This window comes from Bowmanella dokdonensis (assembly GCF_017254865.1).
Taxonomy (GTDB): domain Bacteria; phylum Pseudomonadota; class Gammaproteobacteria; order Enterobacterales; family Alteromonadaceae; genus Bowmanella; species Bowmanella dokdonensis.
Genome location: NZ_JAFKCV010000273.1, coordinates 1 through 314, shown reverse-complemented (window position 1 = coordinate 314; position 314 = coordinate 1). Strand labels below are relative to the sequence as shown.

1 pseudogene is annotated in these 314 nt (G+C 44.9%); it reads right to left on the bottom strand.

Annotated features, from left to right (window positions below):
- A pseudogene (locus tag J0A66_RS22545) lies at positions 1-201 on the bottom strand (EamA family transporter); the annotation flags it as partial.
- Positions 202-314 lie beyond the last annotated feature (113 nt).

The following is a 314-nucleotide window of genomic DNA, read 5'->3' as shown; positions in this document are numbered from 1 at the left end:
CATAAAGAAGGCATGCTGGCGCAGGTCATACTGCATAGGTAGTTTTCGATACCAGCAATACCCCCACATTAACAACGCAGCAAGACCAAAGCGATAAACCAGTGAGACCTCGGGTGCCACGACTCCCAACTGAAACTCAATAGCCAGCCAGGTTGAGCCCCAAATCAACACGGTGACCAGATAAAGGAGAGTGTTTTTCATTGCGCGTCCGGGTATTCATTTCAATGCAGGCTATGATAAAGATTATCTGTATACTTAACATATACAGATTGTAAAAAAGCGACCTACACAGATTATGCAACCGTTAGTCAACC